The 22,797-nt window shown below is 38.8% G+C and carries 14 protein-coding genes and 1 tRNA gene; 14 read left to right on the forward strand and 1 reads right to left on the reverse strand.

All coding sequences use genetic code 11. From position 1 onward, the window contains the following. Positions 1–213: 213 nt before the first annotated feature. Both BUA72_RS07690 and BUA72_RS07695 read left to right on the forward strand, forming a co-directional pair. The gene (locus BUA72_RS07690) at positions 214–3,177 is read left to right on the forward strand and encodes a tetratricopeptide repeat protein (RefSeq protein ID WP_047451470.1); all 2,964 of its coding nucleotides are present in this window, start codon (positions 214–216) and stop codon (positions 3,175–3,177) included. A gap of 97 nt (positions 3,178–3,274) precedes the next feature. Then, positions 3,275–5,044, forward strand: coding sequence for a TonB-dependent receptor (locus BUA72_RS07695; RefSeq protein ID WP_047451467.1), 1,770 nt, complete (start codon positions 3,275–3,277; stop codon positions 5,042–5,044). Positions 5,045–5,120: 76 nt separating this feature from the next. On the opposite strand, the gene BUA72_RS07700 is transcribed toward BUA72_RS07695, so the two are convergent. Further along, positions 5,121–6,218 carry an alpha/beta hydrolase gene (locus BUA72_RS07700; RefSeq protein ID WP_072922413.1) on the reverse strand — a complete coding sequence of 366 codons (1,098 nt, stop codon included), beginning with the start codon at positions 6,216–6,218 and terminating at the stop codon, positions 5,121–5,123. Positions 6,219–6,509: 291 nt separating this feature from the next. Between BUA72_RS07700 and BUA72_RS07705 the strand changes: the two genes are divergently transcribed. From BUA72_RS07705 to BUA72_RS07760, 12 genes are all read left to right on the forward strand, one after another. Then, positions 6,510–6,583, forward strand: a tRNA-Arg gene (locus BUA72_RS07705). Positions 6,584–6,909: 326 nt separating this feature from the next. Then, a complete protein-coding gene (locus BUA72_RS07710) occupies positions 6,910–7,836 on the forward strand; it encodes an alpha/beta hydrolase family protein (RefSeq protein ID WP_083544139.1) in 927 nt (308 codons plus the stop codon). A gap of 118 nt (positions 7,837–7,954) precedes the next feature. After that, on the forward strand, positions 7,955–8,434 hold the full coding sequence (locus tag BUA72_RS07715) for an RNA polymerase sigma factor (RefSeq protein ID WP_072922414.1): 480 nt from the start codon (positions 7,955–7,957) through the stop codon (positions 8,432–8,434). A gap of 111 nt (positions 8,435–8,545) precedes the next feature. Then, positions 8,546–9,370, forward strand: coding sequence for a FecR family protein (locus BUA72_RS07720; protein ID WP_072922415.1), 825 nt, complete (start codon positions 8,546–8,548; stop codon positions 9,368–9,370). An 82-nt stretch (positions 9,371–9,452) separates the two neighbouring features. Beyond that, positions 9,453–12,668: a SusC/RagA family TonB-linked outer membrane protein gene (locus tag BUA72_RS07725; protein ID WP_072922416.1), complete on the forward strand. Its 3,216-nt coding sequence runs from the start codon at positions 9,453–9,455 to the stop codon at positions 12,666–12,668. A 29-nt stretch (positions 12,669–12,697) separates the two neighbouring features. After that, entirely contained in the window at positions 12,698–14,098 is a 1,401-nt protein-coding gene (locus tag BUA72_RS07730) for a RagB/SusD family nutrient uptake outer membrane protein (protein WP_072922526.1), read from the forward strand. 17 nt (positions 14,099–14,115) lie between these two features. Further along, complete coding sequence (locus BUA72_RS07735; protein ID WP_072922417.1) at positions 14,116–15,051, forward strand: glycerophosphodiester phosphodiesterase family protein; 936 nt, start codon at positions 14,116–14,118, stop codon at positions 15,049–15,051. Next, positions 15,041–15,922, forward strand: coding sequence for a glycerophosphodiester phosphodiesterase family protein (locus BUA72_RS07740; protein ID WP_072922418.1), 882 nt, complete (start codon positions 15,041–15,043; stop codon positions 15,920–15,922). Before BUA72_RS07735 ends, BUA72_RS07740 begins: the two co-directional genes overlap by 11 nt. Positions 15,923–16,184: 262 nt before the next feature. Next, a complete protein-coding gene (locus BUA72_RS07745) occupies positions 16,185–17,987 on the forward strand; it encodes a POTRA domain-containing protein (protein ID WP_072922419.1) in 1,803 nt (600 codons plus the stop codon). 511 nt (positions 17,988–18,498) lie between these two features. Further along, positions 18,499–20,361 carry an amidohydrolase gene (locus tag BUA72_RS07750; protein ID WP_072922420.1) on the forward strand — a complete coding sequence of 621 codons (1,863 nt, stop codon included), beginning with the start codon at positions 18,499–18,501 and terminating at the stop codon, positions 20,359–20,361. A gap of 365 nt (positions 20,362–20,726) precedes the next feature. After that, the gene (locus tag BUA72_RS07755) at positions 20,727–21,380 is read left to right on the forward strand and encodes an N-acetylmuramoyl-L-alanine amidase (protein WP_072922421.1); all 654 of its coding nucleotides are present in this window, start codon (positions 20,727–20,729) and stop codon (positions 21,378–21,380) included. A gap of 393 nt (positions 21,381–21,773) precedes the next feature. Further along, positions 21,774–22,778, forward strand: coding sequence for a M23 family metallopeptidase (locus tag BUA72_RS07760; protein ID WP_083544141.1), 1,005 nt, complete (start codon positions 21,774–21,776; stop codon positions 22,776–22,778). Positions 22,779–22,797: the final 19 nt, after the last annotated feature.

Raw genomic sequence — 22,797 nt, forward strand, 5'->3', positions numbered from 1 at the left:
GTAGATTGAGGATTCCATCAGAAATTTTTTTTGAAGGTTCCGAATTGATATCCATTTTGTTTTTGTGATACTAAAGTAATCATTTTTTATCATCAAATAGTGAAATGTAATCAATTGTTAATTTATGTTATAAAACCTTTAAAACTTGCTTAAACAATAAGTTTTTAATATTTTCGTTAACTTATATAGCTAATCTTTTTATTCAGAAAAAGAATGAATTCAAAAAAAATACTTCTCTCAGCTGCCGTGCTTTATTTCGGAATTTCCGGAGCGCAACAGTCACAGTACTATACCCAGAAAGAAAATTACAGGTTTAATCTCGCAGAAAATCTTTATCAGACCAAAATATACAATGCTTCTCAATTCGAATATGCAAGACAGTATTTCTACAATCAGAATTTGTCCAGATCGAGAAAAGAAGCGGCGCAATTTTTTGATAATGTGATCGGCGTGATCCTGCAGAAAAATCATGCAGAGGAAGGACTGACGGCCTTTATGAAAGAATACCCGAATTCCGCGTATTTTGCTCAGGCTAATCTTCCGCTGGCAGATTATTATCTGGCTAAAAAGGACTTCGATAAAGCCCTGGAGACCCTGAAAAAAGTGAATCAGTATCAGCTTTCAAAAGAAGAAAATACACAGTATATTCTGAAGTTGGGTTATGCTAAATTCATGACCGGTGATACCAAAGGAGCTACCGATGCATTGGAAGAAGCCTATAAAACAGCTGATGAGTCTCAAAAAGGAGATATCGCTTACATGCTGGGACACCTGTATTATTCGGGTGGACAGAATGATAAAGCTTTCCAGTATTTTGATTCTGTAAAAGATCAGCCAAAATTCTCCAAACTGGTTCGTCCTTATTATGTACAGATGTACTACAATGATAAGAATTATGACCAGGCTATTTCTGAAGGAACGGCTTTACTGAGCGAAAGTATTTCCGATGCTTATAAAGCAGAGGTTCATAAGATCATCGGGGAGAGTTATTTCATGAAAAATGATTACACTTCGGCGTATCCGCACCTTAAAGACTATCTGAGTGTACAGCAGAACCCGTCTGAAAATGACCTTTATGAAATGGGATTTGTGGCCGCTCAGCTTAAAAAATATGATGAAGCGGTTTCTTATTACAATCAGCTTGTCAACAGCAACTCAGCGCTGGCACAGAATGCTTACTATCAGCTGGGAAATGCTTATCTGGCGGTAGATAAAAAGCAGGAAGCCCTTTCGGCATTCCGTTCTTCTTACCAGATGAATTACGATGCTAAAGTTAAAAAATTAGCCCACGAACAGTACGCAAAACTAAGTTATGATATTGGAAACCCGTTTGAAAGTCCTTCTGCGGTGATCCAAAGCTATATCAACGATAATCAGAATGACGCGAATGCGCCTGAAATGAGATCACTTCTTGTGAAATCATATCTGTATTCCGGAAACTATAAAGAAACGCTGAACGCGATCGACAGACTTCAGAATTCTACCCCTGAGATCAATAAAGTAGACCAGGAGGTTTCTTATTTATTGGGAACAGAGGAATTCAACAAAGGAAATTATGACGAAGCGGAAAGGTATTTCCTGAGAAGCTTAGGATTTAACATCAATAAAGAATTTTACAACAGAGCATTATATTGGTTGGGACAGGTGTATTACCAGAAAGGGAATTATCCGTCAGCCATTGCCCGTTACGAGAAGCTTCTTAATGAAACCTTCCCTGAAAAGCAGCAACTGCCTTATGATTTAGGCTATGCTTATTTTAAAGCTAAAAAATTTGATCAGGCACAGACGTATTTCAAGCAGTATCTGAGCAATCCGAAGCCTGAGTTTAAAAATGATGCAGAACTTCGTCTGGCAGATATTCATTATGCCAACAATGACCTGAACGAGGCGATTGCGATTTACGATAAAAATGAAGACGCCACCGACTATACTTTATATCAGAAAGCAATGGCTTTAGGATTTAAAGGCGATACACAGGCGAAGATCACCAATCTGAAGAATCTTTTATCCAAATATCCGGATTCCGAGTATTATGACGATGCTCAGTATGAAATGGGAACAGCATATTCTGCACAGGATGATTTTGCGAATTCCAATGATTATTTTGCGAAAGTGATCAAAACCTCTTCGGATAAAGATCTTATTGCCAATGCATCTATCTACAGAGCTCAAAATTATATTGACCAGAACCAGAGTGATAAAGCACTTTCCGAGCTTAAATCTTTAGGCGAGCAGTATAAGAATACCGCTTATGCTGAGAAGATTGTTCAGGCGGCAAAACCTATTTTCACGAAAAACGGTGACGTTTCCGGATATGAAACTTTTGCAAAAAATATCGGGGTGAATGTGGATGCTTCTGAGATTGATGAGATCAACCTTTCTACCGGGAAACAGTATTTCACGAAGAAAGATTACAAAAATGCTATTTCTTACTACGAAAAATATTTAACGCAAAATCCTACCGGAGAAGGCCTTTATCAGGCTAAATACGAGCTGGGAGAAAGCTACTATCAAACCAATAATGCTACGAAAGCGCTTCTTGTTCTTCAGGAAGTGGCATCGGTACAGAACGACTATCAGGATGATGCACAGACCCGTCTGGCACAGATCTTCGTGGCTCAGGGGAATACGGCGGAAGCTAAAAAGTACCTTGAGAATATCAAAAACTCTTCAGACATCAGCATTAAAAACTATGCGAATGTTGAGTTGATGAAGGTATATGCCAGCGAGAAAAACTTCTCTCAGGCGGAGAAACTGGCTGATGCCGTAATTGCGAACACGAAAAACTCGGCAGCAGTTATTGAAACAGCGAAAGTGATCAAAGCGAGAAGTCTGATGAATTCAGGGAAAGATAAAGATGCACAGTCAGCTTACACTTCTCTTGAAAAATCTTCCAATACATCGGTAGCGGCAGAAGCTATTTATGCAAAAGCTTATTATCAGAACAAAGGAAAGGCCTTCAAGTCTTCCAATGAGACTATCTTTAAACTGGCCAACAATTATGCCTCCGAAGATTATTGGGGAGCAAAAGCTTTGGTACTGATGGCTAAAAACTATGTGGGACTGAAAGACAATTACCAGGCAAGTTATACCTGCGACCAGATCATCGAGAACTATAAAGATTTCCCGGAGATCGTAGCAGAAGCAAAAGAGGTTAAAAAGCAGATTAAAAAGTAAAGTGTATAAAGGATAATGTAAAAAGTAAAATGTACAAAGTACAGTTTAATCAATACATTATACATCCGACATTATACATTAATACAAATATTGAGCAATGAACAGAAAAATTCAATTATTATCCATATTATTTTTAGGGTTTTCGCAGTTTGCGTTTTCCCAGATCAAGGAGGAAAAACTGATTCTTAATAAGAAGCGGGAGCCGGAGGTGAAGAAGATCGAGAAGAAGAAAACCTCTGTGGAGACCATCAAGAATTATCCGCCGGAAGAGAAATCCCAGAACCCTGTGAAATATACCATCACGGATGTTCCTGCGGTTTCGGATTTTAAAACATCTACCATTCAGGGACAGGATGTGACTCCGAAATTTGAAGGAACGGCTCAGAACAACTATGTGCAGTTTGGAATGGGGAACTTCGGGAAAATTTTGAGTGATGCCAATATTTCCAAAACTCTTGACAATAAACTGGAAGTAGGAGCAGATTTCCATTTCCTTTCCACTTTAGGCCTGAAAAAAGAATATGCATGGGATTCCAAGCAGAGTTCTACAGCCATCGGAGCTTATTTAAATTCATACGGTGAAAAAGGAAAATTCAACCTGAATGCTGAGTATGGACTGGATAATAACAGATATTACGGAATTTATGCCATGGAGCCTTCTGCGGACGTTGATCTGAAGCAAAGGGTGAGTCAGTTTAAAGTAAACGGATACTATGATTTTTATTCCAATGAAATCTTAAATGATGTAAGGGTCAAATCTTCTTTCCTGAAAGATCATTTTGATGCTCAGGAAAACCAAGTTTCCATTTTGGCGAATCTTTCCAAGCATGCAGTAGAGATCGGTAAATCCGGAATTGTTTTAAATGCTGACTTAGGCGTTGGATTGGAAGCTGTGAAAACAGATTTTGGGATTGTCAATAAAAACTCATCCAATTTCTTTAATACAAGCCTTACTCCGAAAGTAACCTTCAGAAAAGGGGAGTCTTACTTAATGTTAGGCTCAGGATTCTCTTTCCTGAATGCTAAGAATTCAAATGATGCCCTTGGCGGAGAGTTGAAAAATAATAAAACATACTGGTTTCCACAGGCTGAGTTCCAGGTGGCTGCTGCTAAAGAATTTAAATTCTACGGTGGGGTAGACGGCGGACTGAAGCTGAATACCTACGGAGATCTTCTGCAGGCGAATCCATTCGTGCTTTCTGACCAGTTTTTAAAGCCAACAGAGACTCAATATCATTTTTATGTAGGTTTACGTGGAGACATCGACGAAACATTTAAATATGACTTCTCTGCAGGTTACGGAAAAATGAGGAATATTATGTTCTTCCAGGGGAACAGTATTTTCGACAATACCTTTAGCCTGAACCGTTCTGCCTATAATTTTGCGAACACATTCTCTGCTGTATATGATGACGGAAATGTAAGCGATATCAAAGGAAGCGTACAGTATTTCCCACTTGAAAACCTGGTTCTAGACGGAGAAGTAAGGTTTACAAAATATGATCTGAAGAATTACGACGATATTTATAACGTTCCTTTAGTGAATGCAAGCATCGGGGCAAAATATACTATGCTTGATAAAAAGTTGGTGTTAGGATTCAAAGGAATTTTTGCCAGCGACAGAACGACAAACTCTTTCGCCATCGAAGGAGTAGCTAATCCAAACATGGTGTACCAGTCTACGGAAAACAGAAATGATAAAGTAGGCGGCTATGCAGATTTAAACCTTTCTGCAGAATATAAATTCCATAAAAACTTTAGTGTTTTTGCCATCGGAAACAACCTTCTGAACTCAAATTATCAGACATACAAAGGCTATAAAGTCTTAGGTGCACAGGTTCTGGGAGGGGTGAAGATTACTTTCTAAGTTTAAAGATATATTCAATATAAAAAGCCTTACATTTTAAAATGTAAGGCTTTTTGTTTTTTATGACTGTTGGGGTTTATTTTTTGTCTGTGACCGTTGGCAGGACATCATTCAATAAGGTAACCAGCATTTTTCCGGGCTCTTCCCAGGGAATCAGATGGGCTGAATTCTCGAACCAGATTCCTTTTTTGGCCGGTGCTTTTACATTTCGGAGCCAGGTGTCAGTAGGTTCAGAAGGTGTGGTGTAATCATGGCGGCCCATGAACATGAAGACTGGAATCGGAAAGCTTTTTATGCCTTTAAAATCAACATTCAAAAACTCAGGTAAAAGTCTTTTCAAGGTAAAAAGACTTCCTGCACCAAGGGCATCAAGATCCTTTTCCGAATACTCAGAGAAAAGGAGAGGCGCCTGGAAATAATACCTTGAATCATTCCTGAATGCAGTAAGTCCGCCATAATATTGCGGCCATTTTCTTGCGATGATAATTCTTTCTCTTGTTACCGGCTGATTTCCGGGATATGGGGCAATGGATTTCAGCTCTTTGATCGCTGTATCATTTTTTAAGCGGATGGCTTCTTTCATGGCGTACTCTACGCTTAAACGTTCATTATCTTTTGTATTGATGATTTGTCCGATGCCGACATAGGAGTAGAACAGATCTGGTCTTTTCAGGGCTGCATTCATAGAAACGACAGTTCCCCAGCTGTGTCCCATCAATATCACTTTTTTCTTCTTATATTTTTTCTCAATATACTCCGCCAGTTCAATAACATCTTTTACATACTGATCAATGTGTATGGTTTTCCCTAAATTAACGGTATCATTAATCGCATAGGTCTTTCCTGCTGCTCTCTGATCATAGTTGACCACTGTGAAATATTCTTCAACAGGCCTCTGAAACATCCACATAACCGGGCTCATAGGCGATGCAGGGCCACCATGTACGAACAGAATAACCGGGTTTTCTTTATTCTGGCCTCTTACGTAGACCTGCTGTTTTATATTTCCTATAGTAACCGGGTAGCTTTCCTGAATCCCATTGGGTGAAACAATAGAATCGAGATCTCTAACGATTTCTTTTGCTTTAGCATACTCATCATTAACGACCTTATTCTGAGCAAAAAGTGCGACTGTCCAGAAAAATAAAAGGGCTGACAATATTTTATTTCTCATAATTTTTAATCTGTGAAATGTATCTTATGTTTCCCGTATAGGTCTGAAGTTTTTTTTGAATGTTACATATTTTGTTTTTAAAGATCTGACCTTTAATTGTTTGTCCCGAGCCTGTTTCTTTTGTTAGGATATTACTTTCAACAGATCATTCTGCAGTCCTGAAATAATTTTTAGAATTAAACTTTTGCAGGCTTTATAAATTGTAAAAAAAACAGTATTTTCGCAGTCTTAAATCATAGCAACAGTTGAATTGGAAGTATTCATTGCTTCTTATTCACTGCTTATGAAACAGGCTGCGTAGTTCAACTGGATAGAATATCAGATTTCGGCTCTGAGGGTTGGGGGTTCGAATCCCTCCGTGGTCACAATATTAAATAAACAACTTGCTTTTACAGCAGGTTGTTTTTTGTTTTTTTAGTCATTACTTTTTCTCATTGATCAAGCTACATGTAACAGATGATCTCATTCTGTTGTTAAATAGATGAATAGTCTCTGAAATGATGTACTTGTTTTCCTTTACCATATTCTCATTCAAACCTGTTCCGGTTAATCCAATTTTAAAAGAATTAACAAATAAAAAGTGAATACATTAATCCAAGTATCTGTTTTTTGTGTAGTATTGCAAGGATTTAATATGTGCTGAAGAATCGATTATAAACAAGGTATTGGAAGACCTGATTAATTAATAAAAATGAAAAATAAAAATAAACTGACCATTGTTAAAGAAATTTTAAAAGCAAAAAAAGTATTCAGATATTCTCTTCTAATGCTGTTCTTATTTGTCACCAGCTATGCATCAGCAATTCCACCAAGCTTTACAACTAAGGAAATAAAATTTGTCAGCAACGGAGATTCACTGGCCGGAACTGTTTTTATGCCAGACCATATACAGGCAGCCGTCGTGATTGTTCATGGATCCGGGCAGGAAAAAAGAATGATACAATGGGCAACTACCTTGGCCAATAACGGAATTGCCGTTTTAACGTATGATAAACGCGGAGTCGGAGCATCTGCCGGTGTATATGCGGGACCTGAAGTAGGAACCAACAATGTAGATTTCTCCAACCTGACTCTTTTGTCTTTAGATGTGAGTGCTGCTGTCAATATTTTATCAAAATCTTTATCCAATAATAAAATACCGATTGGTTTAATAGGAGGCAGCCAGGCTGGCTGGATCATTCCCATGGCAGCAGAGAAAAATAAGAAAGTCAAATTTATGACTATATTTAGCGGAGCACTGATAACGGTCAAAGAACAGTTGAGATTCCAGTTTTATACTAATGGAGATAAAAATTTCTGGGATACGCACTCAGAAGAAGAGGCAAGAAAACATGTATTCAATGACCCGGACAAATATGAGTTTGTGGACACCAATCCCAATAATATTCTCTCTAAATTATCAATTCCGGGGATCTGGATTTTTGGTGGTAAAGACATTCAGGTTCCGGTGAATCTATCCATAGAACATCTTAATCAATTGAAATCTAAAGGAAAACATTACGAATATAAACTGTTTCCAGGCTTGGGACACAATACCGCATTTTCAAGTTCTGAAGAACCTATGAAGGATGCCATCAATTGGATAAAAAGCATAAATAAATTAAAGAAGCAAAAGTGAAAAGTAAGAGATACTGAATTTGCAGGTATTTCATAAAGCTTTTGAAAATTAATATAGTATTAATCCAGGATGAATTTATTATGGATACTTTTGGGGTGCTATTTTTATAGGACGCACAATGGCGCAATTCAAAAATATATATTCTGAATATAAACATAAAGTTTATTTCTTCGTAAGAAAATACGTCCAGAGAGATGAGGATGTAGAAGATATTATGCAGGATATATTTGTGCATGTCTGGAAACATATGGACAAAGCAACAGATTCTTCCGCAATAGAAGCTATTATTTTCAAAACGAGTAAACAGGAAGTCGCCAATTTCTACCGTAAAAATAAAATGGTGTTCATTTCTTCCGATCAAAACGAGATTCCGGAAACTGAAGATGAGGTTTTGGAGGAAGTATTTATGGAAGAACAGATATCTAAAATTGAAATCCTGTTGGACAAACTACCTCAGAAAACCAAAGAACTGTTTATTCAGCACAAAATTGAAAAGCTCAGCTATTCCCATCTAGCTAAAGAAAATAAAATTTCCAAAGTCGCCATTGGAAAACATATCAATAAAGCGATCAGCTTTTTGAAAATTAATCTCCACTAATTTTTTCCTCTAATATGAACTATTTGTTAAATCTCAAAAAATGAGGTTTACGATTTTCTATTCCTGCGTATTTACTATTAAATAACCTTTACCAACGAGAATAGATATCCCATGAGTTTAGAAGAAGAATTTGAAAAAAACTGGAAATCAGCTTCCGAAACGCAGGATACAATGGATGATCTCACGGACCGTAAGATCTGGACAGGAATTGAAGCGAAGATTGAAAGGAAAAACTCCGTCAAAAAATTCTATTGGGCCGCCGCTGTGCTGGTTCCTTTCTTTGTCCTTTTTATCGTTTTTAAAACAACCGGTCAGTTTTCAGCCAATGAAATGGCAACAAAGTATGTCTATGAAACTTCAGCAAGTGGAAAGTTGTTTGAACTGCCGGACGGAAGTAAAGTAGAACTGAACCCTTACAGTAAACTTGTTTTAGATAAAGATTTTGGTGAAAAAGACCGGAAAATGGTTTTTACGGGACAGGGAAGGTTCAATGTAGCGAAGGATAAGAAGAAACCTTTTAGAATTAATGCCGGAGAGTTTGATGTTCAGGTTTTGGGAACGCAGTTTTTTTTAGATCAGAAATCAGCACAAAAAAAAGTGGAACTGTTTGAAGGAAAAGTGAAAATTGCCCACGGAAGCACCATCACGTATCTCTTGCCTGAAGAAATCTGGATCAATGATGCACAGAAAAAGGATTATCACTATTACCATCCTGATAAACAAAAGCACTTTACGTTTGACCATTCAGCCTATTCTGAAGCAGTAGAGCAGCTGGAAAGCACCTATAACATCAGCATATCATATCCTTCTCAGTTTAAACATAAAAAAGTAAGCGGAGCATTCACAGGAAACTTAAATGAAGTACTTTCTGTCATCAGCTTCCCGTTCAATCTTAAACCTGAAAAAATCAATGACAAAGAGATTATATTAAAATAGAAAAGCACCGATATTGGCGTATCGATGCTGATTATTCAATTTAAAAACCGGTAAAAGTTTAAAAATTAACATTTGCGAATTTATGAAAAAAACAGCAATTAGTATTGCCGTGCTGGGATTTTTGTGCACATCACAATTATCTTATGCCCACGGAATACCTCCTTTCTTACATTCTTCCTGTACTGCAGCTGAACTGCCCATCACGAAAGTCCTGGAAAAGCTCAGCAAAACAACCAAAACACAGGTATTCTATTCCGTTTCCGATCTGGAAGATATTTTGGTAGATGACCGAAAGATCGATTACACTTCCTTACAGACAACACTGGATTATTTACAGAAAAACTATCCGGTAGAGTTCAGCATTCAGAACAGGGTCGTTACGGTCAGAAGAACCTCTGCTAAACCTGTGACACAAAACAAAACGGATAAAATCCGCATTTCAAAAAACGATACGATTCCTGACCAGGAAAAAAAGATAGAAGAGGTCGTATTGATTGGATATGGAAAGCAAAATAAAAAGGATATTTCCGGATCTATTGCTTCTATAGGAGAAAAGGACCTGAAAGGAGTGGCTTCCGGCAACTTTGGGGATATGATTGCGGGAAAAGCAACAGGAATTCAGATCACCCAGTCCAATGCCAATCCCGGAGCATCACCGAATATCAGAATTCGGGGAATCGGGACCCTGACGGCGGGTGCCAATCCCTTAATCGTTGTGGATGGATTTCCATTAACAGAAGGGACGAATCTGAATTCTATTGATCCCAATTCCATTGCCACCATTGATATTCTGAAGGATGCAGCCTCTACAGCCATTTATGGTTCCAGAGGGGCCAATGGCGTAGTTCTTATTCAAACCAAAGAAGGCAAAAAAGGAAAACTGGAATATACACTGGATTCTTACTACGGAATTCAAACCAGAAGCGACAACGAGAAGTTTGTTAATGCCTATGATATGGCAACTTTTATGAAAGAAGCCAGAGACAACAACTATCTTTCGAAAGGAGCCAACAGAAGTGCAGCTGATGATACTGCCACAAGGGTTTCCAAAGGAGCCACTTTAAGAGAACTGATCCCCGGTTATCTTACCCCATATTTAAACAAAGAAAAAGGCCTGACAGACACGGATTGGTACTCAACCGTTTTGAAACCTGCACCAATGAGTAATACCTCATTGAATGTACTGGGCGGAAATGATAAAACGAAGTACTCCTTTACCGGAAGTTACCTGAATCAGAAAGGAATACTCATCGGAACAGACTACGAAAAATATTCCGGGAATATCAACCTCATGACCCAAATGACGGATAAACTGAAGTTCGGTGTTTCCATGACCCCATCTTTTGCTCAGGGAAGTCTTTTTGATATGGTGAATGGAGGACGTACCTACAACCTTCTTCAGATGGCAACAACGATGTATCCTTTCTTTGCGCCCCGGGATGCCAACGGAAACCTGCTTATTTCGCAACAGATAAAGGCCAATACACCTACGGACGGTGCTTTGGTGGAAAACCCTGTAGCTATAGCGGAAATGACCAAAAGAAGGTATTCATTATTCAAAACATTCGGGAATATATTCGGAGAATGGAATTTTCTGAAAGATTTTAAATACAAAATTTCTGCAGGTGGAGATTATACAAGCTATGAATACAATTTCTTTGATCCTTCAACGGTTGGGAGCTACAGAACGGCTGCTCCGGATGTAACCACGGCAAGCAGGACAGAATACATTACCAAAAATTATCTGATCGAAAACCTGCTGACTTATGATAAAAAGATCGGTGATCACTCCTTCAATGTAATTGCGGGACAGTCTTATCAGCAGGAGGAATCCAATAAGGTGACTACTCTGGCCGCTGGATTTCCGGATAACAGCATCACGAATATCGGCGGTGGAACTTCTTTTAAAGTAGATGCAGATCAGTATAAATGGACCCTTATTTCTTATTTTTCAAGGTTCAACTATTCTTATCAGGGGAAATACAGCCTTATGGCATCTTACAGAAGAGACGGTTCTTCGCGTTTCGGAGTTAATACAAAATGGGGAGATTTCTATGCCGTTTCACTGGGCTGGACAGTAAGTAAAGAAAATTTCTTCCCTAAAAACAATATTCTGGATCCGCTGAAATTCAGATTCAGTGTAGGAAGCAATGGAAACAATCAGATTCCGAATTTTGGGGCTCTTTCACTGATGGCTCAGGAAAACTATGTGTTTGGCGGAATTCTGGCACCGGGTTACCGTTCTTCCACCGCTCCCAATCCCAATATTTCGTGGGAAAAATCTGAATCTAAAAACTTTGGAATTGATTTCGGGCTTTTTAACAAATACCTCAATGTGTCGGCAGATTATTACGTGCTGAACAGAGACGGATTATTACTGGATGTTCCGGTTCCACAGCAGTCCGGATACAGCACATCGTTACAGAATATTGGAAAGCTGAGAAATAATGGACTGGAAATACAGCTATCCTTAAAGCCTCTTCATATAGGCGAAAGCTTTGAATATTCAAGTAATCTGAGCTTTTCAATGAATAAAAATAAAGTACTGGCTCTGGCCGGCGGACAAACTCAGATCGTAGCAGGAGCCAATAATTTTGCCATTACAAAAGTAGGAGAGTCCATCGCTGAAATGTACGGCTACAATATTTTGGGAGTGTATAAATCCCAGGCTGAAATTGATAACTCACCACATATTTCCGGAACTATGGTAGGAGACTATATCATGGAAGATCTGAATAAAGACGGGAAGATTGATACGAACGATAAAAAAAGCTTTGGTTCCGGAATTCCCAAATATGTATTAGGACTGACCAATTCTTTCAGGTATAAAAATTTTGAACTGAATTTCACTTTATACAGCGAACTGGGCAGGAAAATATATAACGGAGATATGGTAAGCATTTCAGAATCCGGAGAAGGATTTGGAGTTCCGTCACAGTATTATTTTGATAACAGATACAATCCTGTAACCAATCCCAATGGAATCTACGCAATGCCGAATATGAACTTTTCCAATAACAGAAAGGAAGCAAGAACATCCAATATTTTCTTTAAAAACGGAGACTATGTACGCTTACGTTCTGTAAAGCTGGCGTATAATCTTCCGGAGCAACTGGTGTCCAAATTAAAAGTGAAATCTATACAACTGTATTTTGTGGGGAATAACCTTTTAACATTTACATCCTACCGGGGACAGAATCTGGATGCCAATTCAGACAGCATCCTGACTCAGGGCTATGACAGCGGCTATTATCCGATTGCAAAAGTCTATTCTTTTGGGATGAATATGAAATTTTAATCCATGTTTCAATGAATAAATTTAAAAAAATGAAAAGAATATATATACCATTAATAGGATTGTTTTTATGGCAGTCGTGCTCTTCAGATCTGTTGAATACTTCACCGGAAAGTACAAAAGTAACCGCCAATTTTTATAAAGATGAAGCCCAACTTGAGCAGGGTGTGAATGCAGTATATGCATCGCTGCAATACAATGGTCAGTACCAACTGGCTATGCCGGCTATTGGGGAAATTCCATCCGATAATACCTTTGATGAGGTTCCTGCCAATGACAGTTTTACCTACGGCGAGTTTGATTTTTTCACTATTCAGCCTAATAATTCCCTGCTCGGAAGTACCTGGAAAGATCATTATGTAGGGATACAGCAGGCTAATATTGTTTTGAACCGAATAGGAGGGATAAGTATGGATCAAACGCTGAAAAATACCAGAACCGGGGAAATGAAATTTTTAAGAGCGTTAATGTATTTCAATTTGGTAAGGATCTTCGGTGATGTTCCACTGGTAACCAAAGAAACGACAGATGTGAATGAATATTTTGGGCAGGGAAGAACCGCGGTAGAAACTGTCTACGATTTTATTGAAACCGAACTTAAGGCATCTATTGATCTGTTACCTGCAACGGCTTCTCAAAAGGGAAGAGTAACCAAAGGAGCGGCACTTGGGATCTTGGGAAAAGTACTGATGACGAGAAACAGATATTCAGAAGCTTTGCCTTATTTACAAAAAGTAGAGCCATTGGGATACAGTCTGCTAACGGATGTGACCAAAATATTTGATCCTTCCAATAAAAACAATGCTGAAATTATTTTTGATGTTCAGTTTACTTCGGGTTTAAATGGAAATACGGAAGGAAGCCAGGCGTATCAGATGTTCAGTCCTTCTGGGTTTATATCGGGAGCAAAGGGACATAATCTGCCCACAAAAGAAGTGTATGCTGTTTTTTCGTCGGGAGATTTGAGAAGAAATGCTTTTGTAGGCCTGACTCCAAGTGGAGTGCCGTACAGTAAAAAATTAGTCAAAACATCCGATGCTATCGTTGATGGCGGAAGTAATACAGTCGTGCTGCGTCTGGCGGATGTCTTTCTTTTAATGGCAGAATGCTATGCAAAAACAAATAATTTCACCGATTCTAATTTGTATTTAAATAAGATCAAAATCAGAGCGGGATTAAACTCTGTAAACTTATCCGGAGAACAGCAGTTGCTGGACGAAGTTGCATTGGAAAGAAGAAAAGAACTCGTAGGAGAAGGCCATCGCTGGTTTGATCTGGTTCGGACCGGAAAAGCCATATCCGTAATGACCACTCATTTTCAGAATACTCCAGGATACAATACGGCGGTAATTAAAGACTACAATCTGCTGATGCCTGTTCCTCAGGGTCAAATCAATACTGATCCGGCCATTAAACAAAATCCTGGATACTAATTTCAAATACGATTAAAATGAATCATTATACTTTCCAAAATATAAAAAAGATAAGCTGCTTGCTGGGATTCCTGATCACTCAGATAGCCCTCGCGCAAACCAATTATTTCAAACAGGGAATTCCAAAAGATAAAATTCTGGTCGTTGCCCATAGAGGCGATTGGAGGAATTATCCTGAAAACTCAGTAAAAGCCATAGAAGGAGCCATAAAACTGGGGGTTGACATCGTAGAAATAGACCTGCAGAAAACAAAAGACGGCCAACTGATTGTAATGCACGACAAGAAATTAGACCGTACAACGACGGGCATGGGAGAAATTTCAGAAACTTCGCTTGCAGAGATAAAACCTTTATTTCTTAAAAACGGAGCCGGGATGCCTACAAGAGAAAAAGTGCCTACGCTTGAAGAAGTATTGAATTTCGTTAAAGACAAAAGAATCATGTTGAATCTGGATAAAGGATGGGACTTTATTGAGCAGGTTAGACTGCTTACCGAGAAAACAGGAACCACGGAACAGATTATTCTGAAAGGAAATAAAAAAGCTTCGGAATTAAAAAAAGAAGTCGGACAGAAACTGGATCACATCATCTATATGCCTATGGTTTGGCCGGAAGATTACAGTATTTATAAACGGGATGAGGTCCTTAATCCCGCAGAATACATCAGGGATTTTTCTAAAATATTCAGTCCTGTGGCGTATGAAGTGATTATCAAAGATGATACCCCAAAAGCGGATGAATTGTTAAAGCTGATCCGCGACGCCCATGCGATGATCTGGATCAATGCCTTGTGGCCGGAATTATGTGCAGGACACGATGATGATAAAGCAATAGATAATCCCGACGAAAACTGGGGCTGGATGATCCGAAAAGGAGCTCATATTATTCAAACCGACAGACCGCAGGAGCTGATCAGGTATTTAAAATCAAAAAATTTAAAGTATGAAAACTAGAACGTTCATTTATGCAATGTTGTTCATCTCAGGAATGGTTCTGGGGCAGAATCCTATTTCTCTTTCAAAATTTCCTCATGATAAAATAATGGTGGTTGCGCACCGGGCAGATTGGAGGGAAGCTCCGGAAAACTCTGTCATGGCCGTAAAAAAAGCGATTGAAAAAGGTGTCAATATGGTGGAAATAGATTTGGCCCTGACCAAGGACAGTGTACTCGTTTTGATGCATGACAATACCATTGACAGGACGACGACAGGAAAAGGAAACCCTTCCGATTATACACTGGAAGAAATTAAAAAATTCTACCTGAGAGATGGGTTGGGCGTTCCTACACAAATGCGGATTCCTACCCTTGAAGAAATATTGGATACAACACAGGGAAAAGTATTCATCAATCTGGATAAAGCGTTTGATTATTTTAATCTCGTTTATCCTGTTTTAAAGAAAAGAAACCTTTTTGATGAAGTTCTTTTTAAAGGGACCGCAACCTACGAAGAATTCAACAGGAAATACGGGGCTATTAAAAATGAAATCCATTATATGCCGATTGTCCGACTGGCTAACAATGAAGGCTGGCCAAAAATAAATGACTATCTGAACCATTATAAAGTCTATGGTTTTGAACTGACTTTAGGTATGGATGAAAGCCATATGATCAATTTTAAGGACATTCAGAAAAGCGGAGCCCGAATTTGGGTGAATTCTCTATGGGCACAGCAAAGTGCAGGACACAATGATGATCTCGTCCTTGAAAACCCTGATGCTTACGAATGGTTTGTAAAAAATAATATCAATACGATTCAGACCGACCGCCCTAAAGAACTGATTGATTTTCTGAAAAGAAAAAAGCTTTATGCTCGGGTAAAATAAGCCACGATCTTTTGAGGAATGAAGTTTTTGTATCGAATTTAAAAACTTTTGCTCACTTAAACCCCTTTTTATAGGGGTTTTGTTGTTTATATTGCTCTTTTATAACAGGGTTTGATATTTAACTTAGCCATTTTATTGCAATGCAGGTGTGTAAAATATCATTTCCCGTGTGGTACCTCGTTTATTTTTTACGTTAAAACCTCGTTTTTTGCTTCTATTGGCTTGTAAATTGATATCACAAGCTTTATCGAATTCTTTGATTATGACGAATAAACTACTTGCAGTTTCAATTTTCCTTTTATGTGGCTTTTCCCTTCTGAATGCGCAGGAGAAAAAGGATTCGCTTTATTATAAAATAGAGAACTTTTCAGATAAAACGAAAGTCACCAAATTCATTCACCGTTTTATATTTAGAAGGCAGGCGGATTCGGCATCGGTTAGAACAACCACGGAGAAATTATTGCAGGAGACTCATAACGGAAAACACATCAGAAATATCCGGATAGAAACCATTGACCCTTTTGGATACGGTTCGAAAGAGAAAAAAGAAAAAACCAAGTGGTATGACTGGTTTACCAATCATCTTCATGCCAATACAAGAGATAATACGGTTAATAATTATTTGCTTTTTAAGGAAGGTGAAGAATATAATGCCCAGAAACTCTATGAATCTGAGCGTTTGCTTAGAACAATGCCTTTTATCAACAGGGTTAATATCAGTGTTTCCGATAGTACATCAAGCAAAGATTCTATTGATGTTGTGGTCAAAGTTCTTGATTCCTGGAGTCTAAAGCCAAGAGTCAGTTATTCAGGAAGTAAAATTGGTTTGGGCGTTACCGAAGAAAATATGTTGGGTTTAGGGCACGAATTGAATGTATTGTACAGAAACGATTCCAAAGAAAAGCAGGATTATCTGTTAGGAAGCTACACCGCATACAACCTCTGGGGTTCTTTCATCAATGCTCAGATCCTGGGAGAAAGGGATTTTTTGAGAAATGAAAGAATCAATTTCAATGTCAGAAGAGATTTTTTCTCACCGCTGACGAAATGGGCTGGAGGCTTTACTTTTGAATATTTCATGCGAAATGTAGCCCTTCCGACCGCTACAGATACCAAATTTCCGGAAGTGCAAATCAAGGTATACAGCCAGGATTTATGGGGTGGTTATCAGATTCCTGTCTCCTCTGATTCTAAGGAAAGAGTCAACAGTAATATTGCCCTGATAGGAAGAGTCCAGAATTATCAGTACAAAGACAGTCCCGGTATCGACCAGTATCAGTATTTTAGTTCATACAGCAGTTTTTTGATGTCTGTAGGATTTATCCGCAGAAATTTCTCGGTTCAGAAGAATATTTTTCAATATGATTTGCCTGAGGATGTTGCATATGGAAATACCGTAAATCTGACCGCCGGAGCTTTATCAAGAAGTAATAACGTAAGGCCTTATGCGGGAGTTTCTGCATCGTATGGTAAGTTTATAAAGATCGGTTATTTCAATGTGAAAGCTGAGTTTGGACGGTTTTTTAATGAAGACAGCCAAAATCGGGAGTCTTTCCGTTTGGATGGAACGTATTTTACCAATCTCATGGACTGGAAATTTGCCAAAGCAAGACATTTCTTTTCCCCAACTTTAGCACTGGGAAATCCTCAGCATAATTATTCTTACAAAGACAGGATTAATCTTTCCGCTGCAGACGAATTCCCGGTTTACAATTCAGATTTTATCGGAACCAAAAAATTGGTTTTAAGATATCAGCTTCAGCTTTTTGTCAATAAAACATGGAAGAATTTCCACTTCAGTCCGTACTTAACTGCCGCAGTTGGCTGGTTGGGAATGCCTGATGAAAGATTGCTTAAAACCACGGCGAACACAAAAATAGGAGTGGGTGTTTTGATCAATAATCCGTTTTTGGTTTTCAACAGGATTCAAATTTCGTTCACGTATTATCCAAGAGTTCCTTTTGATAATAATTCAGTTTTTGATTTTAACAGCAACCGGAATAATATTTTACCAATGAACAGCTTCGCAACAGATATTCCTCATTTTGTGAACTTTGGAAACTGATGATGAAACTCTTTACAGTTGTATTTAATCTGACTTCAGATGAAGAAAAGTATGAAATAGAGTTAAAATAAAGACGAGAACTCGAAGTTATTGTTAGATCCTCTTAATCTCCTGGATTTTATTCGTTAATCAAATTTTTCATTCTCTTTTGAAATCTTTTCAGAAGAGAATGAAAAAATCCCGTAGTAGTGGGATATTTTAAGTGATCAAAAACAATAAATTATTATTTTAAATGTAAACATATTGTGAATTAATATTTTAATTAAAATTAATAATCAACATTATGTGATAAAAATTAAAACATAATACTTTTTTTCATATTTTTAGTACATAAACTAATACCTGAAAATCCAATGAAAACTATATATATTCCAATATGTACATAGTGGGAATGCCTTACCCATAATCCAGCTGATTTCAATGTTAACCTAAGCCTCACCTCTATCAGGCGTGCTTTGTTATACCTGTACAATCACCACCAACAAATAAATACCAAACCAAAACTAATACCATGGAAAAACCACACACTCATGTTCACGGCTGTACGCAGTGCGGCTGCAACAACCCAATTTTAGAAATTCTGAAAGAAGAACTTTTTAGTTCCGAAAATCTGGACAGAATGAAACCCGCGCCGGGTCAAACCACCACTCAGCCATCACCACAAACGCTTATGATCAGCGGTGGTATTATCCGTCCTATGATCGGCGGATCAACGGAAAAGGTTGAAGCTATCGGCATAGCTGATGGAAATGTTGTTATAGCCGGTGAAAAAGAAACAGTTACTGCTTTTATGAATGATAATTATCCGGGTTATCAAACCAAAGAATTAACTGACGGACAAACCTTGCTCCCAGGCCTGATCGAGCCACACGTTCATATCGTTCCCGCAGCTATGATGGCTGAATGGATAGATGTAAGTCCTTTTAATGGTCAGGATTTGCTGGCAAAATATGATTTGGAGTCTATCGGAACAACCATAAACGGTAACCTTCCCACAACTCCCGGATATGTTATTTTAGGGAAAGGATTAGATCCTTCGCTGATGCCTTTTGTCCCTGATAGTGGCGTAAACGAACTGCAGACCATTACCAATACGGTGCTCGATCAAATTAATAAAGATCCGATGATGCTGCTAAGTGCCTCTATGCATACGCTTTATTTAAACACCAGTGCTTTACAATATGTATTTAAGAATAGCAAATATGTACAGGATCATTATGTAACACCGGATGAATATGTAAAGCAGACACAGGGGCAGCTTCAGGAAAGCAAACAAATGACACCGGCACTGGAAGTGATCCAGGCACAGGTCGTTGCTATGGCCAAAAATATGGATGCTTATCTCACGAGTCTTTTTAAACTGGCTAATTCAAGAGGAGTCACTTTTATGTACGATGCCGGACTGAACGATAACTTTGAAACAGTATTGACTTCCTATGTACAGGGAAATCCGGAATTGGTGCGCATCGGAGGAGCACTGCTTTGTGCAGATCAGGCTGCTGTTGATGGTCTAGGTACGTATCCGCTGCCAACCACTTACAAACCGGTCTATTACGGACATGTTAAAGTGGTGTCGGATGGCTCAAACCAGGGACTGACCGGTTATCAGAGTGCCCCTTACTGTTGTGATCCTGCCAATAATACAGGAATCTTTAATTTTCCGGAAAAAGGAATTCCCGCAGACACAATTCCGCCATTGTATGATACACTAATCAATACAGTCGTGGCCGGTAAAGGCTGGCCTCTGATGATCCATGCCAACGGTGATCAGGCGGTCACGTTTGCCATAGAGGCTTATCAAAGCGCACTTGCCCAATACAGAGGCCCTGAGCTTCGAAACCGTATAGAACACTGTTCTCTTCTGACACCGGATCAGATTACATCCATGCTGCAAATGGGTGTTTCCCCAAGTTTTCTTATCGGACACGTGGGATATTGGGGTTATGCTTTTAATGAAGTGATATTTAAGGATAAGGCTCAAATGCTCGATCTTTGCGGTTCATCTCTGGCAGCAGGCATGAGGATTACCCTTCACAGCGACAATGAGGTAAGTCCGCTGGGTCCTTTGAGAATGATGGAACAGTCTATTACCAGAATTATGGAAGAGAATACTGGAAGTATTGAAGTATTGAATGCTCCGGAATGTATTACCCCGGAACAGGCATTAATTGCAGTTACCTATGATGCTGCGTGGCAGTGCTATGCAGATGAATGGGCAGGTTCGTTAGATGCAGGATACTTTGCTGATTTTGTAATATTGGAAAAAGATCCGCTGTCATTAACAACTCAATCCTCACAATATATGAAGATGAGAAATATCCCGGTTCTGGAAACCTGGCTGGGAGGTGCGCCGGTGTATGTGGCAGGATCATAATAAAGGAAACATTAGTTTTAGCCTAAAATTACCTTTAAATAAATGAAAAATCCGTCTTACCTGGTTGTGAGACGGATTCTTCGTATTCATTTGGAGTAAAAAACAGTTACTTTTTAATAATTCTCCTGGTGATTTTTTCTTTGGTATCGAAGGTGATTTCGATGAGATAAATACCTTTTGGAAAATGAGCAGGGAAGTGTTGCGGTAAATAACACTGATATTTAAAACAATTCCTTTGCCTGATCAGAATTTCGGGTATCCGGTATGAAAATAAACCGTGTCTTTCTTTTTGTAAAAGAATATTTGATATAATTTATGCATATAATGCTGAGTGATTTCATTAACTTTATGAAAAACTTAATAACATGAAAACCGGAATCATTGTAATAGATCCGGGGCATGGCGGCATGGGAAATGTTGGCGGCTCCGATGGTAATCACGCGGTTTCCGCACTGGGAGACCTTGAAAAAAACTTAACTCTTGAGATTGGTCTTCTCCTCAATACTGAATTGAAATCAAAATCTCACCAAGTTTATCTCACCAGAGACACAGACCGGAATTTATCCCTTAAAGACAGAGCAAATCTCGCCCTGACCATGAAAGCAGACGTTTTCCTTTCCCTGCATTTTAACGGCTGGACAGATACCACCACACAGGGCACGGAAACGTTCATCTATCCCGGTGCTGACAGTAATTCTTCATTGCTGGCCTCTTCCGTACAGCAAAGACTGGTACAGACCACAAAATACAAAAACAGGGGAGTGAAAGAACTGCAGCTGGGTGTACTCAATCCTGCCTATCATTTTCCTAAGACAGCCCGTGCTTTGGCTGAAATCAGTTTCATTACAGAAACAAAAGACGCACAGCGGCTGCGGGATGCGGACTATAAAAAATCTCTCGCAAAATCCCTGGCTGTAGCGATTGATGATTTTATCAATAAACAAAGCAGTATAAAGAAAATAAAAGCGTTGCCTGTGAATAGCAGCAGTATATTGAAAATGGAGGATTCCGATATTTAGAATTCAGCCTAAAACGGAGAACATCTGCTTAAAAAAACATTTTATCTACCTTCTAATTAAAATAGTACACAAAAGGGTAATTGATTAGTGACCATATAATTCTAAAATTTGTAATTCAATAAGTACATTTCTTACTGATCAATAGATCAGCAGATATGGAATCGTACAATTTCGGGTAAAGTTTTTCAAAAAATTAGACCAGAAATAGGAAAGTATACATTCCTGATAATAGGAAACGGCTGAAGGAGATCATACCAAAAACTGATAGAACGAGACGAAATAAACAAAGGTATTGGGAAAGGAGAGACCGTTGTAACTGTTTTAAGCTTTTTAAATCAAAATAATAGCTTAAAATACTGTAAACAATTTTTTAAATAACTAAAAACTAATACCATGAATCTAATGCTTCTATTTGCTGTTGCCGGAACAATAGCAGGACTTGTTAATTTCTTTTTATCCTACCTGTCCTTACCGACCAAACCAAAAGAAACCGCCCGTGCATTTGACGGGACAGAACAGCCCTGGACTTTGCCCGAACGAACCTGGCAATTAGCCTTAGCTGGCTATATTATTATTGGAATCGCCGGAGCACTGCTTACTCCTTTAGTGCATGCCGCCGTTGAATTAAAAGGAATTATCGGGGACATTGCTTTTGATAGAAACCGTTTGGTAGCCTTTGGCTATGCTCTGGTGTTCGGATTTTCCTCGAATCAGATACTTTCAGGTATATCAGACAGTATTCTGAAAAAGATTGGAGGATTAGTAGCTGAACAACAGGCTAGTACAGCTGCCAAGGCGAAATTGTTTGAACAACAGAGGGCTGCAAATCTAGGAGCACAATTGGCTGAACAACAACAACAACAACAACAACAACAACAACAACAACAGCAATTACAATCTTTACTATCACCAACTGCCGCCGTATGCCCTAATGCAGCTGGATGGGCGAAAGCTCCCGGTTATACTTCAGCCCCGCTTAAAAGTATGGGATGGGCCAATGATTTGCCCAAAGATCAGTTTGGCTGCACCCGGGATAGCGGTAATAAATTCCATGGAGGAATAGACCTGGAAGCAGCGGTAGGAACAGAATGCTATGCACTGGCAGAAGGAACCATCAGCGATATTGGATATGGTGCGGAACTGGGCAGTTATATTGCGCTGCAATTTAAAAGCGGAGAGGTTTTATATGGAGCAGGGTATTGCCATTTGAGTGAAATAAGTGTAAAAAAAGGCGATACAGTAACCTCCGGACAGTTTATTGGTAAAACAGGAAAAAGCGGCAATGTGGGCAGTGATACTCCTCATTTGCACCTGGAAATTCATAAGACCAAATGGCTGACCTATTCATCCATTGAGGAGCGGTCCAAAGCATCATTAAACCCGAATCATTACATTTAGTTTTCACTCCAAAAAACAC

Source organism: Chryseobacterium sp. OV279, assembly GCF_900128945.1.
GTDB lineage: Bacteria > Bacteroidota > Bacteroidia > Flavobacteriales > Weeksellaceae > Chryseobacterium.

Excerpts from the sequence above, each read along its gene's own strand:
- BUA72_RS07760 (WP_083544141.1), top strand. The coding sequence starts at position 21,774 with ATGAATCTAATGCTTCTATTTGCTGTTGCCGGAACAATAGCAGGACTT.
- BUA72_RS07735 (WP_072922417.1), top strand. The coding sequence starts at position 14,116 with ATGAATCATTATACTTTCCAAAATATAAAAAAGATAAGCTGCTTGCTG.
- BUA72_RS07690 (WP_047451470.1), top strand. The coding sequence starts at position 214 with ATGAATTCAAAAAAAATACTTCTCTCAGCTGCCGTGCTTTATTTCGGA.
- BUA72_RS07695 (WP_047451467.1), top strand. The coding sequence starts at position 3,275 with ATGAACAGAAAAATTCAATTATTATCCATATTATTTTTAGGGTTTTCG.
- BUA72_RS07715 (WP_072922414.1), top strand. The coding sequence starts at position 7,955 with ATGGCGCAATTCAAAAATATATATTCTGAATATAAACATAAAGTTTAT.
- BUA72_RS07700 (WP_072922413.1), bottom strand. The coding sequence starts at position 6,218 with ATGAGAAATAAAATATTGTCAGCCCTTTTATTTTTCTGGACAGTCGCA.
- BUA72_RS07755 (WP_072922421.1), top strand. The coding sequence starts at position 20,727 with ATGAAAACCGGAATCATTGTAATAGATCCGGGGCATGGCGGCATGGGA.
- BUA72_RS07725 (WP_072922416.1), top strand. The coding sequence starts at position 9,453 with ATGAAAAAAACAGCAATTAGTATTGCCGTGCTGGGATTTTTGTGCACA.
- BUA72_RS07730 (WP_072922526.1), top strand. The coding sequence starts at position 12,698 with ATGAAAAGAATATATATACCATTAATAGGATTGTTTTTATGGCAGTCG.
- BUA72_RS07740 (WP_072922418.1), top strand. The coding sequence starts at position 15,041 with ATGAAAACTAGAACGTTCATTTATGCAATGTTGTTCATCTCAGGAATG.
- BUA72_RS07745 (WP_072922419.1), top strand. The coding sequence starts at position 16,185 with ATGACGAATAAACTACTTGCAGTTTCAATTTTCCTTTTATGTGGCTTT.
- BUA72_RS07710 (WP_083544139.1), top strand. The coding sequence starts at position 6,910 with ATGAAAAATAAAAATAAACTGACCATTGTTAAAGAAATTTTAAAAGCA.
- BUA72_RS07750 (WP_072922420.1), top strand. The coding sequence starts at position 18,499 with ATGGAAAAACCACACACTCATGTTCACGGCTGTACGCAGTGCGGCTGC.
- BUA72_RS07720 (WP_072922415.1), top strand. The coding sequence starts at position 8,546 with ATGAGTTTAGAAGAAGAATTTGAAAAAAACTGGAAATCAGCTTCCGAA.